Source organism: Anaerozeibacter quisquiliarum, from assembly GCF_051162045.1.
Lineage (GTDB): Bacteria > Bacillota > Clostridia > Christensenellales > Aristaeellaceae > Anaerozeibacter > Anaerozeibacter quisquiliarum.
Genome location: NZ_JBISDI010000002.1, coordinates 109,754 through 124,759, shown reverse-complemented (window position 1 = coordinate 124,759; position 15,006 = coordinate 109,754). Strand labels below are relative to the sequence as shown.

The following is a 15,006-nucleotide window of genomic DNA, read 5'->3' as shown; positions in this document are numbered from 1 at the left end:
ACTTCGGTTAAAAACGACCGCGGCGCTATGTGCGGCGAAAGTGTGGCAAAGTTGGAAAATACTAGGAGAGACTTGATTTTAGGGAGATATCGTAATATAATTGAAATAAATTGAAATGTGTGATACACATCTTGCCTCGGAAGGAGTGGGTGGCATTGATGAAGAGGACGCTGCGCGCGCTGCTGTTGCTGCTGGTGGTGGCGTTGGCGCTGGAGGCGCCCGCCGCGATGGCTGTAGCGGTTAAGATCAGCCAGAAGACCGCCGTGATCGACCTGGCCGACGGCAATACGCTGACATTGACCAGCGACGCGCCGGCCAGGCTGAAAAGCAAGGTGCGGTGGAAGAGCAAGAACCCGAAAATCGCATCGGTTTCGGGCGGCGTGGTGACGGCGCGGCGCCGGGGCAAGACGCAGATCGGCGTGCGCATCGGCAGCGGCCCGTGGTCGGGCTGCACGGTGACCGTGGTGGACTCGCGCCCCAGCGCGAGCACCCCCGGATCGATGACGCTTTCGGCCCCCAAGGCGGAGCTGGTCGTGGGCGAGACCTTCGAAGTGAAGGCCACGATCCTGCCCGCGAGCGCGCCGCAGACGGTCAAGTGGCAGTCGAGCAAGCCTTCGATCGCCAAGGTATCGCCGGACGGTGTGATTACCGCGTTAAAGCCGGGCAAGCTGCGGGTGCGCGCCGTGTCCACGAAAAACCCCAAGCTGTTCAAGGTCATCAACGTGGAGGTGTCCAAGGTCGTTGCGCCGACGAGCCTGAGCCTGACGCCGGCCACGTCTGTAATGGATATAAACACCCGACTGACGCTCAAGGCGACGGTGTCGCCCGCAACCGCCAGCAACAAGATCAACTGGACCTCGAGCGACCCCGCGACGGCCATGGTGACGAACGGCGTGGTGCTGGCCCGAAAGGAAGGCAGCGTGACGATCACCGCGACCAGCGCGGCGGCCGCGTCGGTGCGCGTGGCGCGCACAATCCGGATTACCGACCCCGACGCGGTCACCTCGGTGACGATCGACCAGCAGGACATGTACCTGGGCGAGGAGAAGGCGACACAGCTGACGGCCAAGGTGCTGCCGACGACCAGCCGTTCCAAGGTGTCCTGGAGCAGCAGCAACACGGCGATCGCCGCGGTGGACCCGAGCGGCAAGCTGGTGGGGCGCAAGGCGGGAACAGCCCGGATTACCGCCAAGGCAGGCAACAGGACGGACAGCGTCGAGGTGCGCGTGCTGTCGGACAAGCGCGTGAGCGTGGAGCCCGACCGGTATGTGGCGGCAGCGAGCGCCATTACGGCCAACCACAACAAGATCCTCAGCATATTCGACAGCGCGGTCATGGAACTCGAGGCCAACCTCGCGGCCAAGAAGATCGGCGCGCGCGAACGCGCCAATCGCACGGACATCCTGCGGCGGGGCTTTTTGATGTACGACGTGCCCTGGGCGACCGATCGCAACGTGACGTATTGGTCGGGCAGCACCTCCTATGTGGCGAACCGCATCTATTTCGGCATGCCCTACACCCAGACCAACCGCACGTTCCACCTGGACAAGTGGCTCAAGAGCCTCGCCAACTCAAAGCGCGACGGGTATTATCAGGTCACGGGCATGGTGGACAAAAAGTATCCGGGCAACGACTGTTCCTCGTTCGTATCGATGGTGCAGTGGAACTACAACGGCGCGAACTCGTATCTGAACTCGCGGGACATATACGTTTCGTCCGGCTACACGACGGTGTCCGATGGGTGGAGCAAACTGGTTCCGGGCGACATCCTGGTCAAGCGGGGGCATGTGGCGATGTTCCTGTACTACGTAACCCCGGAGCGCATCATGGTGCTCGAACAGGGCGGCGGCAGCGAACCCAACACGGTGGACTGTAACATCAAGAGCATAGCGGGCGTGTACCGTTCGCAGGGGTACATCGTGCGGCGCAAGGCGGGGATTGGGAGTTAGCACAAACCGAACGGCAGCCGGAACCCTTCCGCGTGGGCGATGAAGAAAGCCCAGAGAACACAGCCCTTTGGCGGGGGCCGGGGCGGAACCCCTGCGTCCCCCGCTCCCCGCGCCGTCGTATCGGCTGCCCAACAAGAGAACCGCGAAGCCGAATTCCAGCCGAGGCGGCGCGGCGTTCCCGATGTTCTGAAAAATCAGGTGTCACCCGCCGGGCGGCGCCTGATTTTTTCAGAACGAGTCCGCCCTTGCCTCGAAAACGGGGAAGTCCCATCCTCCTCGCAAGGGCGCTGCCCTTAAGGACCCCATGACCGCTTGCGCGGGGCTTGCCGCCGCATTTGACAAACGCGCCGCCGGGCGTATAATATCAGTAAGGATCATCTCGCCAAGGAGGCGTTTTTTCATGGATGACCGGCCAATCGGCGTGTTTGACTCGGGCGTGGGCGGCGTCAGCGTGCTGCGTTCGCTCGTGCGGGTGCTGCCCGGCGAGCGCTACCTATACTATGGGGATACCCGGAACGCCCCCTACGGCGACCGCGCCGAGGCGGAGATCCGCTCGCTCACGCGCGCCGCGGCCGAGCGCCTGCTCGGACAGGGCGTCAAGGCGCTGGTGATCGCCTGCAATACCGCCACCTCCGCCGCGGCGGAGGCGCTGCGCTGCGCGCTTGACATCCCGGTCATTGGCATGGAGCCCGCGCTCAAACCCGCCGCCTTGGCGCGCGGGCGGGGCAAGGTGCTCGTGATGGCGACCGCCGCCACGCTGCGCCAGGGGAAATTCCGGGCGCTGATGGAGCGCTACGGACGCGATGCGCTGGTCGCGCCCTGCCCCGGCCTCATGGAGTTCGTCGAGCGCGGCGAGCTCGACTCGCCCGCGCTCGACGACTACCTCGACGAGCGCCTGGAAAAGTTCCGCGGCGAGACCGTCGACGCCGTGGTGCTGGGCTGCACGCACTACGTGTTCCTGCGAAGCATCGTCGCGCGGCACGTGCCCGGTGCACGGCTGTTCGACGGCAACCTCGGTACCGCGCGGCGGCTCGAGGCGTTGCTGACCGAGTCGGGCGCGCTGGCCGGTGGGCCGGGCTCGGTGGCGTTTGAGGCGTCCGATCCGGCGTCGCTTCCGGTGATGCGGATGCTATATGAGCTGCCGGACTAAAAAAATCGCAAAAGCCCTTTTCAAGGGCGGCGATTTCTGATAGAATATACGCTAGTGATTTGCGCGCAAGCACTGGTTCTTTATTTGCAGTGCGCGGCCAATTTATGAACAGGGGGAACGCTTAATGAAGGACTACCGAACGGGTAATATCCGCAACATTGCCGTCGTCGGCCATGGCGGGGAGGGCAAGACCACGCTGGTCGAGGCGCTGCTGTTTGCGACCGGTACGATCGACCGCCAGGGCCGCGTGGAAGACGGTTCCACCACCACCGACTACGATCCCGAAGAGATCCGCCGCGGCATCTCGATCTCCGCCGCCATGGCGCCCCTTGAATATAAGGATGTAAAAATCAACCTGATCGATGTGCCCGGCTTCTTCGACTTCGCGGGCGAGATGATGGGCCCCCTCACCGTGGCCGAGGGCGCGATCATCACCGTGGGCGCGGTGTCCGGCCTCAACGTGGGCGCGGAGAAGGCGTGGACACAGTGCGACAAGCACAAGACCGCCCGCATGATCGTCATCAACCAGATGGACCGCGAGAACGCCAACTTCCAAAAGGCGCTTGCGACCATCACCGACAAGTACGGCTCCCACATCGCGCCGATCGAACTGCCCATCATCGAGGGCGACAAGTTCGCAGGCGTGGTGTGCGTGCTCGAGAACAAGGCCTTTGTCGGCGAGGGCAAGTCGCTCAAGGAAATCGAGATTCCCGCGTCGATGTTGGGCGAGGTCGAAGCCGCGCGCGAGGCCATCATGGAAGCGGCCGCCGGCGCGGACGAGGAATTGATGGAAAAGTACTTCGAGTCGATGGAGCTGTCGAGCGAAGACACGATGAAGGGCCTGCGCAAGGGCATCGCCGACGGCACCGTGGTGCCGGTGGTGTGCTGCTCGTCGCTGACGCGCGTGGGACTTTCGAAGCTGCTCGACAACGTAATCGAGCTCATGCCCTCGCCCGAAGGGCGGACAACGACCGGCGTCAACCCCAAGAACAACGAACCGGTGTCGCGCGAGTGCGCGGAGAATCAGCCGTTCTCGGCGCGCGTGTTCAAGACGCTGGCCGATCCCTTCGTGGGCAAGCTGTCGCTTTTGAAGGTAACGAGCGGCGTGCTGACCGGCGAGACGCAGTTGTTCAATGTCAACGCCGAGAAGTCCGAGAAGGCCGGCACCATCTACATCCAGCGCGGCAAGAAGCAGGCGACCACGACCAAGGTGGTCGCGGGCGACATCTGCGCGCTGGCCAAGCTATCTTCGGTCAGCACCGGCCATACGCTGTCCGATCCGGGCAACCAGGTGCGCTTTGACGAGATCGTCTTCCCGCAGCCCTGCATCTCGATGGCGGTGTACGCCAAGAAGTCGGGCGAGGAGGACAAGGTGTTCTCCGGGCTCAGCCGCCTGATGGAGGAGGACCCGACCATCCGCATCGGCAAGGACCCGTCCACCACCGAGACCGTGCTGTCGGGCCTGGGCGAGCTGCACATCGAGGTCGTCTCGAAAAAGCTGGCCAGCAAGTTCGGCGCGGAGTGCCTGTTGCAGGATCCCAAGATCCCCTACCGCGAGACCATCCGCAAGAAGCTGGACAGCGAAGGGCGCCACAAGAAGCAGACCGGCGGCCACGGCCAGTTTGGCCACGTGGTGATCGAGTTCCGCCCCAACGACGACCCCTCGAACACCGACTTCATCTTCGAGGACGCGGTCGTGGGCGGCGTGGTACCGCGCAACTTCATCCCCGCCGTCGAAAAGGGCCTGCGCGAGAACCTGGGCAAGGGTGTGCTCGCCGGCTACCCGGTGGTCGGGCTGACCGCCAAGCTGCATTTTGGCTCCTACCACCCGGTCGACTCGTCGGAAATGGCGTTCAAGACCGCCGCGCGCCTGGCGTTCAAGAAGCTGGTCGACGCCGGCCCCACGCTGCTCGAGCCGATCTACCACGTCGAGGTGCAGGTGCCCGACGAGTACATGGGCGACATCATCGGCGACATGAACAAGCGCCGCGGCCGAATCCTGGGCATGGAACAGGCGGACGGCGGGCAGTTGGTCATCGCCGAGGTGCCGCAGGCCGAGATGTTCAAGTACGCCACCGACCTGCGCTCCATGACCCAGGCGCGCGGCTCATTCACCATGCGCTTTGAGCGCTACGAGGAAGTGCCCGCCGCCGACGCCAAGAAGATCATCGAGAACGCCAAGAAGGAAGAGGACGACGAGGAATAGCATATGGATAAAGCAGCCCGCAGGACGCTACCCCTTGATCCCCGCGCTCAGGTTGAGGCCGGTCAGGAAGTACTGCTGCGCGCCCAGGTAGATCAGGAACGTGGGGATGATGCCGATCACGCCGCCCGCCAGTTGGCGCACCACGTGACCGCCGCCGCCGTGGCCGCCCTCGCTGACTTGCAGCAGCTTAAGACCCGGCGTGAGCGTCAGGTTCTTGGGATTGGTCAGCGCGATTGAGGGCCATACAAAGTCGTTCCACGCGCCGGTGAAGGCGAACAGCCCCACCACGGTCAAGACCGGTATGATCGAGGGTAGGATGATCTGGTAGTAGATGCGCCAGGGGCCCGCGCCGTCGATGGACGCGGCCTCATCCAAGTCGCGTGGCACACTCTTCAGGAAATTGCGGATCAAGAAGATGTTGAACACGCCCGTCACCCCCGGAAAGATGACCGAGGGCAGCTTGTCCAGCCAGCGAAGCGCGTTCATGATCTGGAACTGAGGCACGAGGCCGATCACGTTGGGGAACATGCTGAGGCCAAACACCACCCAGAAAATCGCTTCCTTGCCGCGAAATTGGAGCCGTTCGTAGGCAAAGGCCGAGGTGGAGGTGATGAACAGCACGATCATCGTTTGCGCAATGGACACGACGAAGGAGTTGCGCATCCATTGGAGAATTGGCGTGGTGGCGGTTCCAAGCACGTATTGGTAGTTTTCCGGCGTCCACTTGATTGGTAAAATATTTTTCAGCTTCAAATATTGCTTGGCCTCCATGCTGGGCTTGAAGCTGGATAGCACCGCCCAAACGATGGGCATCAGCCACACCGCCGCCAATACGAGCAGGAACGCAAAGGCAATGATTTTTCCCGTGTTTTTCTGAAGCCAAGTGGCGCGGTTTGCGCGCGGAGCAAGGGCTTTCCTGGTTATCATAGCGTCCACCTCCATCAGTCCGCATTGGCGCGCATGAGCTTGAATTGCAAGGCCGAAACCGCCAAGATCACCGCACCCAGCACCAACGCCATCGCGGAGGCCATGCCGGGGTCGCCGCCCGCGCGACCGAAGCCATGGTCGTATATGTACATGAGCAGCATGTTGTTGCTCTTGTTGTCAAATCCATTGACCACCGAAGCCACCGGCCCGCCCAGGTTGAACATCAGCGGCTGGCCAAAGATGCCGAACTGCGCGACGACGCTGGAAATGGCGGTGTAGGTCAGGGGATAGCGCATACCGGGCAAGGTGACGTGCAGGAACTGCCGAAACCTGTCTGCGCCGTCCACCGAGGCCGCTTCGTAAAGCTCCTGCGGGATGCCGGCCAGCGCGCTTTGGTAGATGACCATGTTGGTGCCCGACACCCACCATAGGGTGATGATGATCAGCGCGATCCAGTTGTGGGGGATTGAGCTGATCCAGTTGAGCTTGCCCAAGCGGAAGAATTGGTTGATAAACCCGGCGGACATGTTGAACATGTAGTTCCAGCTGAGCATGACCACCGCAATCGACAATAGCGCCGGCAGATAGAAAATGGATTGGAATACGCGATGTCCGGCCGTCTTGGAGTGCAGCGCCACCGCCAGCAGGAGCGGCAATGCGATCTGAAATGGCACGGTCAGCAGTACGAACTTGATGGTGTTCATCAAGCCCCAGCGCAGCTGCCAGTAATACTGAGAATTCTGGTCGAAGAACAGCGTCTTGAAATTCGCCAGCCCCTCCCACACCATGGGCTGGCCCAGCTTCCAGTCGGTAAACGCAGAAAGAATACCCACCACCGCCGGGATCATGAAGAACGCGGCGAACAGGATGAGATGGGGCGCGAGGAACAGGTAGGGGGTCAGCCTTTGTTTCAGGCCACCGGCACGGGTCGTTTTGGGCGGCATTCTAATCTCTCCCTTCAGGTGGGCAATCAGAAACTGAAAGATTCCCGACCGCCGGAGCGCACAGTGGGCGGTCGGGAACCATTCGCTTTTTGCCTTACTGCGCGGCTACCTTCTCATCGACCTTCTGCTGCCAGGCCTGCGCAAACTCTTCGGGCGTCATGCGGCCGAACGTGCTCTCCCAACCCATCGGGCCCAGAATGTCCACGACGAGGCCGTAGTTCTTGTAATCCGAAACGACCATCTTGTCGGCGTAGTCGGCCAAGAACGCCTGCTTCATTTCCTTGTAGGCGGGATCGCTGAGCAGCTCGAGCGAGGCGACAGTCTGGCCCGCTTCTGCCCACAGCATGGAGTTATGGCGCACGTAATCGAGGAAGGTCGCAATGGCGTCCTGCTTCTCGGGGGTGGTGTCCTTGGTGAACTCGACGAATTGGTGCGAGGACGCCCAGAACTTGATGTCCGCCGCGTCGTACTGCGGGAACAGCGCCATCTGATAGTTCATGTCGGACTGCTTGAGGCCGTTGTTCATCCAGATGCCTTCGGGGCAGAACACCATCATGCCGGACACGAACAACCCGCCGAAGGGATCGTCGCCGTCCACCGAAGTGATGCCCGCGTCATGCATGGCCTTGAGGTCGTTGAGAACCGAGATCATGGCCTCGTTGTTGATGGTCGCGGCCACGCCATCCTCGGTGAGCTTACCGCCCTTTTGATAATACATCGAGAGGATATAGGGACGGTTCCAGGTGACGCCGATCGGGGTGATGCCGTCGTCCTTGCACTTCTCGCCCACAGCCTTGACTTCGTCCCAGGTGATGACGCCATCGGCGAGCACGGGGGTGTCGAGGTCATACTCCGCGAGCAGATCGAGGTTCACGTAGCACACCCAACTGTGCACGTCCAGCGGCAACGAGTAGCGCTGGCCACCGACATCGCCCAGATTCCAACCGGCGCTCATGTACATCTCAGGCGCGAACTTGCCGCTCGCCATCACTTGGTCGATGGGCATGATCATGCCATCCTCGACGAACTTGGGCAGGCGCTCGGCGTGCACGATCGCGATGTCCGGCACGCCTTCCTTGGCGGTGACGGCCAGCGGGGCCTTCATGTACAGGTCGTCGGCTTCCATCTTCATGTGGTTGACCTTGATGCCGGCGTTGGCTTCGTTGAAGTTGGCGACCAGCTGATCCATGTTCACGCCGTCCTCGCCGGTGAACACGGTCCAGAAGTCGAGCTCGACGGGCGCAGCGGCCATCGCGGCGGGCGCGAGGGCCAGAGCCATCAGGGCAACCAGCAACATGGACAGGACTTTCTTCATGATGTCTACCTCCCAATTCATTGACGAATGTAGTGATTCCGCTTGAAGCGGGAAAGCCTGATGAGAAGGCGGCATTACCAGCCGCCGCGCCCCGCCGGATTGACCGTCAGCGCCCGGAAGCGCTCCGGATCCACCTTGGGCTTGCGGTCTGCGGTCAGGATGCCGTTGGTCTCCTGCTGGACGTCGGTCAGCTGTGTGTAGCAGTAGCCCTGGCAGTAGTCGATGTCGCGCACGGCGTCGGTCACATCCTGATAGCGAGCGAAGAAGGCCTCCTCGCCGCGCACCTTGTCGTGGTAGCCCCAGGTATTCCCGCCGTTTTCGTCTTCGAACGCGATGCCGCCGTACTCGGTGACCATGAAGGCCTCCTTGCCCGTGGGGGTGAAGCCCTCGGCGCAGGCCATGCGCCAGTCGTTCGAGTGCGATGTCACTTCGTCGCGGTCCCAGAAGTGCAGCGCGATCTTTTCGCCGGTGTCGGCATAGTCGTGCAGCGCAAAGATGTCGGTCTTTACCTGTTCCCAGCCGTCGTTGGCCGACACCATGCGGGTAGCGTCGAGCGCCTTGGCCTGGTGATAGAGCGCGCGCGCCGCCTGCTGCATCCTTTCGTCCTTGTAGATGCGGGTCACGCCCCAGCTCTCGTTGAGCGGCACCCAGCAGATGATCGACGGGTGGTTGTAATCGCGCTCGATGAAGCCGGCCAGCGTGTCCGACAGGTTGTTGACCGTTTCGTCGGTGAATTCATAGGCGCTGGGCACCTCGCCCCAGACGAGCACGCCCAGCTTGTCCGCCCAGTAGTAGTAGCGCGCATCTTCCACCTTTTGATGCTTGCGCGCGCCGTTATAGCCCAGCTTCTTCGTCCATTCGAGGTCTTGCCTGATCGCCTCGTCCGACGGCGGCGTGAGCAGGCTCTCGGGCCAGTAGCCCTGGTCGAGTACCAGCCGCTGGTAGAGGGGCTGATTGTTGAGCAGCACCCAGCCGTCCTTCACCGCGACCTTGCGCATGCCGAAGTAGGTGGACACCTGGTCGAGCAGGGTATCGCCCTCGAGGATGCGGATTACGACGTCGTAGAGGTGGGGCTCGTTGGGCGACCAGCGGTGAAAGCCCTCGATCAGGTCGCCCTGGATCATCGAGACGGCCACCTCGGTCATGCGCTGGCCGACCTGTGTGCGCAGCTTGCGCACGACCTCGCCGGCAAAGGAGATGGTAATCTCGGCGTCGAGCCGGGACTTCGGCATGTCCTTGAGCGTCAGGCGGAAGCTTGCGAGGCCGCTGTCCACGTCGGGCGTTATGTGGGCGCGCAGCAGGTAGTTGTCGCCGACCGCTTCCAGGTAGACCGTCTGCCAGATGCCCGAGGTGGGCGTGTACCAGCAGCCCATCCAGCCGTCCTTCCAGTACTGCTTGCCTCGCGGCTGGGTGCAGTCGCGGTCGTCCTCTACGCGCACGCACAGGTCGTTCGCGCCGTCTTTCAAAAGCCGCGTCACGTCCAGCGCGAAGGGCGTGTAGCCGCCGACATGACGGCCGGCCGAAGCGCCGTTCACGAACACCTCGCAGCGGTAATCCACCGCGCCGAAGCGCAGCAGCACTCGCCGGCCCCGCATCGCGGCGGGCGCCTCGAACGAGCGGCGATACCACAGCACCTTTGAGAAGCGTTTATCGTGTACGCCGCTCATTGCGCTCTCGGGGCAAAACGGCACCAAGATGCGCAGCGGCAGCTCGGTTCCGGGCGACGCATAGCCCAAGGCGAAACCCTGATCCTGCTCGTCGAACGCGAACTGCCATTCGCCGTTCAGGTTGAGCCAGTCGGGCCGTTCAAAGTCCGGGCGCGGATGTTCGGGGCGTGGAATCGTGTGTTGCATGGCGGAATCTCCCTTTTCTTCGTGAAGTATGGATGTTAAGGAACATATCATTCGAATTTTATGCATAAAAAGGATAAAAACGCGACAATCCTTGTGCTGTAATCATAGCACTCGGTTTGTCACATGTCAATTGATTTGATTCAATTCACAAAACCCGTAAGAATCGGGTTGAATGATTCAATGATAGGCGTACCGGATCAGGATGTCTTGCCGGAAGTCGCCGAAGCCACGGCCAAACAGGTTCATGCCGCCGACATGCCTTGCCGTGGGTTCGACGCCTACGCGCAGTGTGAAGTGGTCGCCCGACTGAAGGCCCAGCTGGTCCAGACGCACGTCCGAGGCGTGCATGTGGTCGACGAAGCTGCCCGTATCGTCGATGCGCCAGGTGAGCAGGTGGCCGAACTGCGTGGCGCTGTCCGACCACCAGTCGGGATTGTTAAGCCCCCTGCGGCCGCCGAAGTCGCCGGGCGACAGCCAGTCGCCCACGCGCACGCCGTTGATGAACAGGCTTATGTCGCTCGGCCACTCGGGGCGGTAGTTGATCGCCTCCGAGCAGGCTTCGAACGAGACCTCGAGCGATTCCAGCAGCACGTGCCTGAACGGCAGCGTGGGGAATTTATACTCGAGATACCCCTGCCGAAACCAGATCAGTTGCGCCGCGAACCGCTCCGTTAAGAAGAAGGCCAGCGGGTTGTCCAGCGTGCCAATCGGGCCCTCTGTATCCGCTAGCCCGCAGGTGGGCTTGATGTCGCCCGCGCCTGTGAAGCAGCCGATGGGCATGCTGATCTCGCCGACGCGGTGCGGGCGTTGCTCCTGCGCCACCAGGTTGACGGTCATCAGGTCGGTCATGCGGCTGCACAGCTTCATCGTGCCGCGCACGCCGGCCTGGGCCTCGCTGGCGACCAGCCCCACCTTTTCGAGCACCGCCACGTTCATCGAAACGGTGGACAGCGGCACTTCCAGCGCCTGCGCCAGCTCGTTGATGTTCATGCTGCGTTGGCCCAGCGCGCGGATGATCTTGAGCCGCAGCTCGCTGGACAGCGCGTGCGCGATCGGCTGGATGCGCCCAAGGTCTGAGTTGATGTCCAGGTGCAGCTGCTTGTTGCCGGTGATTTCCGTCATGGGACGTTCCTCCCTGTGGAATCTGCTTGATACATCATACCACAGACCGGTTGTTCAGGGAAGTACATGCGCCATGCGCCCCCTGTCTCCCTCCTCAAGAGGGAGGCAAGATAAAGGAACTACGGCTCGGGGAAGTTGGGCCAGGACGACAGGTCGAGGCCATGGCGCGCGCGCAGCTCGGCCACGTCGTCGGCGTAATAGGCCGTCAGTCGCTGCAGGAACGCCGGATCGAGCGGCTGGCGCTCGAGCGGGCGTGCGTTGGCGCGCGCGATCAGCCGCCCCATCCGACACAGCGGTGCAATTTTCAGCGCGCCGGGCAGCTTGAGCCACATCTGCTTGAGCAGGCGCTGCAGCCACTTGATGCGCGCGTCGCCGATGCCCGGGTTGGCATGGCGGGGCGTGACCTTGATGCGCGCGATGCCGGCGAAGCTGCAAATGCCGTCGATCGCGCGCTGCTGGTTGCGCACGAATTCCTCGAACAGGCACACCTTCACCCGCTCGCGCGGAATGTGGCGGTACAGATGGTCGAGCTGCTCGGCGTAGCGCCCGCGTGAGAAATAGCTGTACAGCCGGCGGCTCTCGCCGCCCAGTGCCACGCGCCGCGCCTCCTGCTCGAAGGCCTCGGGCAGCGACAGCGGCTCGGGCGAGTGCGCACGGACCATGTCGTAGTGGGAGCGCGCGCGCTCGATTGGGTCGCGCAGCAGCACCACCAGCTTCACCCGGTTCGCGCCCAGCGTCTGCTTGATTGCTTCGATGCACTCGGGGTAGTACAGGTAGACGGGCGTCACGTCCAACTTCACGCCCTGGCCCGCAAACAGCCGGTCGTAGGCCGCGCGGTCGGGGGATTTTTCGCGGTCGAAGTAGTGCAGCTCCTTGACCGGGGCCGTGCTGATCTCGGGGTGGGCGCAAAGCAGCTCGTACAGCAGCGTCGTGCCGCACTTGGCGGCCCCCGCGCCGATCAGGTATTGCGTCATGGCGCTCCCTCCTTACGAGATTAACCCTATCAAACGCGCTCAAAATCCTGATTAAGTCCGAGCGGCGAAAGCGGAGGCGGGATGGAGGAATTGCGGGGCAATGCGGGTGCAACTTTTCGATGTATGACGCGCGCTGTGTTCAGCCACAATAGAAAAACAATGGATCATCTTTTGAGGAGTTGAATCATGAAAGCCGTAATCATGGCGGGCGGGGAGGGCACGAGGCTCCGGCCCCTGACCTGCGCGACCCCCAAGCCCATGGTGCCGGTGCTCGACCGACCGGTGATGCTGTACGCGCTGGAATTGCTCAAGCGCCATGGGGTCAAACAGGCGGCGGTGACGCTGATGTACTTGCCCGAGCGGGTGACCGAGTACTTCGGCGACGGGGCGGAATTCGGCGTCGGGCTTCAGTATTACACCGAGAAAACGCCGCTGGGCACCGCGGGCAGCGTCAAGCAGGCGACCGGGTTTCTCGACGAGACCTTCGCGGTGCTGTCGGGCGACGGGTTGACCGACTGCGACCTGACCGCGGCGCTTAACTTTCACCGCGAGCGGGGCGCGTTGGCCACGCTGGTGCTCAAGAAGGTCAAGAGCCCGCTCGAGTACGGGGTGGTGTGCACGTCAAACGACGCTCGGGTGCAGCGCTTCGTCGAAAAGCCGGGCTGGGGCGAGGTGTGCTCGGACGCGGTCAACACCGGCATCTACATCCTGGAGCCGCAGGTGCTCGAGATGATTCCGGCGGGCAAGGCCTTCGACTTCGGCCGTGAGCTGTTCCCGCAGATGGTGGAAGGGGGCCTCCCGGTATACGGCTACCCGATGGAGGGCTACTGGTGCGACATCGGCGACGCCAGCGCCTACCTGCGCGCGCACATCGACCTGCTCGACGGCCGGATGAAGCTGACATTTCCGTTGAAACCCGGCGCGGTCAACCGCCAGCGCGGCGCGCTGATCGACAAGAGCGCGGTGCTCGAAGCGCCCTGCTTCATCGCGGGCGGCGCGCGCGTCGAGGCCGGCGCGCGCATCGGGCCGTACACGGTGCTGGCGGCCGGCAGCCGCGTGGGCGAGGAGGCCGGCGTCAAGCGCTCGGTACTCGGGCGGGGCGCGGTCGCGCACGCGCGCGCGCAGCTGCGGGGCGCGGTGCTGCTGAGCGGCGCGCAGGCGGGCGAAAACGCGTGCGCATTCGAAGAAAGCGTGCTGGGCGAAGGCGCGCAGCTGGGCGAGGGCGCGACCCTGATGCCGGGGGTGCGCGTGTGGCCGCACAAGCAGGTCGAGGACGGCGAGCGGGTGGACGCCAACGTGGTGTGGGGCGGCGCGCCCGCGCGCCGGTTCCAAAACGGCGCGTTCCCGCTGAACTCGCCCGCGCAGGCGGTGCGCGACGCACAGGCCTTCGCCGAGGCGCTGGGGTTTAAGGAGGCGGTGGTGGCGCGCGACGCGTCGGTCGAGGCGATGGCCTGTCAGCGCGCCGCGGTGGCCGGGCTGATGGCGCAGGGTGTGCAGGTGATCGATATCGGCGCGGCTACGCTGCCCGCGACGCGCTACGCGCGCGCGCAACTGAACGCCGGCGGCGCGCTGCACGTCGGGCGCTGCGCGCTGACGCCGATGGGCGCGCAGGGCGCGCAGTTGACGCGCGACGAGGCGCGTAAGCTGATGGGCGCGCTGATGCGCGAGGACTACGCGCAGCCGTTCTCGGGCGTGACGCGCCCGCCGCTTTCGATGACCGGCGTCGATATGCTCTACGTACGGCACGTAGCAAGCTGGTCGGGCGCGAAATTCGCACCGGGGAATGCGCTGCGCACGGCGGTGTGCAGCCGGCACGAGCAGCTGCTGTCGCTGTGCGAGCGGGCGTTTCACGCGGCAGGATGCCTGGTGCGCGCCGAGTGGGAACACGAGTTGATGGAACTCTCTCCGGGCGAGGTGGGCATATGGCTGGACGACACCGGCGAGCGAAGCGCGTTCGCCGGAAGCGCCGGCGCGCTGACCGAGGCCGAGAGGACGCTGATGCTGTGCTGGGCGGCGCTTGAGGGGGGCGTAAAGGAGCTGGTGCTGCCGCGCGGCGCGACGCGCGCGGCCGAGGAGCTGGCGGCCGGCTACGGCGCGGGCGTGTATTGGACGCCGAGCGATCGCTCGGCCTGGCAGCGCGCGCTGATCGAGCGCGACCCGGATCAGTTCATGTTGCACTTCGACGGCATCGCCTCGGCGCTTAAGCTGGTGGGCGCGCTTAACCGCAAGGGGCTGACGCTTGAGGGCGCGCGGCGTCTGCTGCCGCGGGTGCACCGGCACTCGTTTGCGGTAAGCGTGGAGCGCCGGGACAAGGGGAGGCTGCTGCAAAAGCTTAAGGAGGCGCTGCCCGACGCCGACGCGTCGGACGGCCTCACGATCGAGCGCGAGCGCGGCTGGGCCTGGATCAGCCCGGCCGGCGACGGGCGCGAATGCCTGGTGCTGGCCGAATCGCGCGACGCCGAATTCGCGCGCGAGCTGTGCGATTTTTGCTCGGGCGAGGTGGAGCGGATCCTCAAAGGGAAATAGACTTCGCAGGCTACCCCGAATTAACGCAATCCGGTTGACA

At 63.6% G+C, this 15,006-nt stretch carries 10 protein-coding genes; 4 read left to right on the top strand and 6 right to left on the bottom strand.

What is annotated here, in order from left to right; translation table 11 throughout:
• Window positions 1–158 precede the first annotated feature (158 nt).
• The 3 genes from ACH6CV_RS01530 (at window position 159) to fusA (ending at window position 5,305) form a co-directional block, all read left to right on the top strand.
• Window positions 159–1,949 (top strand): Ig-like domain-containing protein, encoded by a 1,791-nt coding sequence (locus ACH6CV_RS01530; RefSeq protein WP_456356391.1) that lies wholly within the window; start codon window positions 159–161, stop codon window positions 1,947–1,949.
• A 400-nt stretch (window positions 1,950–2,349) separates the two neighbouring features.
• The gene (gene murI / locus ACH6CV_RS01525; protein ID WP_456356390.1) at window positions 2,350–3,099 is read left to right on the top strand and encodes a glutamate racemase; all 750 of its coding nucleotides are present in this window, start codon (window positions 2,350–2,352) and stop codon (window positions 3,097–3,099) included.
• A 124-nt stretch (window positions 3,100–3,223) separates the two neighbouring features.
• Entirely contained in the window at window positions 3,224–5,305 is a 2,082-nt protein-coding gene (gene fusA, locus ACH6CV_RS01520) for an elongation factor G (RefSeq protein WP_456356389.1), read from the top strand.
• Between the two features lie 27 nt (window positions 5,306–5,332).
• Here the strand turns inward: fusA and ACH6CV_RS01515 are convergent, their stop codons facing one another.
• The 6 genes from ACH6CV_RS01515 to ACH6CV_RS01490 form a co-directional block, all read right to left on the bottom strand.
• Complete coding sequence (locus ACH6CV_RS01515; RefSeq protein ID WP_456356388.1) at window positions 5,333–6,232, bottom strand: carbohydrate ABC transporter permease; 900 nt, start codon at window positions 6,230–6,232, stop codon at window positions 5,333–5,335.
• A 14-nt stretch (window positions 6,233–6,246) separates the two neighbouring features.
• Window positions 6,247–7,176: a carbohydrate ABC transporter permease gene (locus ACH6CV_RS01510; RefSeq protein ID WP_456356387.1), complete on the bottom strand. Its 930-nt coding sequence runs from the start codon at window positions 7,174–7,176 to the stop codon at window positions 6,247–6,249.
• Between the two features lie 94 nt (window positions 7,177–7,270).
• The gene (locus ACH6CV_RS01505) at window positions 7,271–8,491 is read right to left on the bottom strand and encodes an extracellular solute-binding protein (RefSeq protein WP_456356386.1); all 1,221 of its coding nucleotides are present in this window, start codon (window positions 8,489–8,491) and stop codon (window positions 7,271–7,273) included.
• A gap of 74 nt (window positions 8,492–8,565) precedes the next feature.
• Complete coding sequence (locus tag ACH6CV_RS01500) at window positions 8,566–10,344, bottom strand: glycoside hydrolase family 2 protein (RefSeq protein WP_456356385.1); 1,779 nt, start codon at window positions 10,342–10,344, stop codon at window positions 8,566–8,568.
• Between the two features lie 177 nt (window positions 10,345–10,521).
• Entirely contained in the window at window positions 10,522–11,466 is a 945-nt protein-coding gene (locus ACH6CV_RS01495) for an ArsR/SmtB family transcription factor (RefSeq protein ID WP_456356384.1), read from the bottom strand.
• A gap of 119 nt (window positions 11,467–11,585) precedes the next feature.
• Entirely contained in the window at window positions 11,586–12,440 is an 855-nt protein-coding gene (locus ACH6CV_RS01490) for a sulfotransferase family protein (protein ID WP_456356383.1), read from the bottom strand.
• A gap of 186 nt (window positions 12,441–12,626) precedes the next feature.
• On the opposite strand from ACH6CV_RS01490, the gene ACH6CV_RS01485 reads away from it, so the two are divergent.
• Window positions 12,627–14,966 carry a sugar phosphate nucleotidyltransferase gene (locus ACH6CV_RS01485; protein WP_456356382.1) on the top strand — a complete coding sequence of 780 codons (2,340 nt, stop codon included), beginning with the start codon at window positions 12,627–12,629 and terminating at the stop codon, window positions 14,964–14,966.
• Window positions 14,967–15,006 lie beyond the last annotated feature (40 nt).